Origin of the sequence: Streptomyces sp. NPDC006711, assembly GCF_042869775.1 — a bacterium.
Taxonomy (GTDB): Bacteria; Actinomycetota; Actinomycetes; order Streptomycetales; family Streptomycetaceae; genus Streptomyces.
This window is the reverse complement of the sequence record NZ_JBIAGO010000049.1, coordinates 1-1,023: the sequence shown is the minus strand read 5'-3', so window position 1 is coordinate 1,023 and position 1,023 is coordinate 1. Positions and strand designations below refer to the sequence as shown.

At 73.1% G+C, this 1,023-nt stretch carries 1 protein-coding gene; it reads left to right on the top strand.

All coding sequences use genetic code 11. The annotated features are described in order from the left end of the window. On the top strand, positions 1–531 hold a 531-nt coding region (locus ACFYM2_RS34770), incomplete at its 5' end, for a biotin/lipoyl-containing protein (protein ID WP_388841898.1). Positions 532–1,023 lie beyond the last annotated feature (492 nt).

Sequence of the window (1,023 nt, the reverse complement as noted above, 5' to 3'; positions counted from 1 at the left end):
GTCGAGGGCATGGCCACCGCCCTCCCCTTCCACCGCAAGGTGGTCACCGACCCCGCCTTCACCGCGGAGCCCTTCACCATCCACACCCGGTGGATCGAGACGGAGTTCGTCAACGACATCCCCGCGTTCACGGCCACCGCCGACACGGACGGGGATGAGGAGCCGGGACGCGAGACGGTCGTCGTCGAGGTCGGCGGCAAGCGCCTCGAGGTCTCCCTGCCGTCCTCGCTGGGCATGACGCTGGCCCGTACGGCCGCGGCGGGCGGCGCGAAGCCGAAGCGGCGGGCGGCCAAGAAGGCCGGCTCCGCCGCGTCCGGGGACACCCTGGCATCTCCCATGCAGGGCACGATCGTCAAGGTCGCCGTCGAAGAGGGCCAGGAGGTCAAGGAAGGCGACCTCGTGGTGGTCCTGGAAGCGATGAAGATGGAACAGCCGCTGAACGCGCACCGCGCCGGCACGGTCAAGGGGCTTACGGCGCAGGTCGGAGCGTCGGTCGCATCCGGCGCCCCCATCTGCGAAATCAAGGACTAACCCCCCTTAACGGAGCCCCGGCCACCCGCTGGCCCGGGGCTCCCCCCAACCCCATGGGGCTCCGCCCCAAACCCCGCCCCGGGGCCCCTGGGGCTCCGCCCCAGACCCCGTTCGGCCTGAACGGCCTCGTCCTCAATCGCCGGACAGGCTGAAGGTGCCGCTGCGAGCCAGCACCAGCCCTACTCCCGGACGGGACGAGGCTGCCGGTACGGGCCGGCACCAGCCCCGTCAGGGGCGCGGGGAACTGCGCGGCCAGGCACCCACGGCCCGCAGCCGGGTTCCTGGGGCTCCGCCCCAGACCCCGTTCGCGCCTGAACGGCGCTCGTCCTCAATCGCCGGACGGGCTGAAGATGCCCATGCCGGCCCGCACGGGATGCCTCAGGGGCGCGGGGAACTGCGCGCCCAGCCACCCACGGCCCGCAGCCGGGGCCCCTGGGGCTCCGCCCCAGACCCCCTTCGCGCCTGAACGGCGCTCGTCCTCAATCGCCGGAC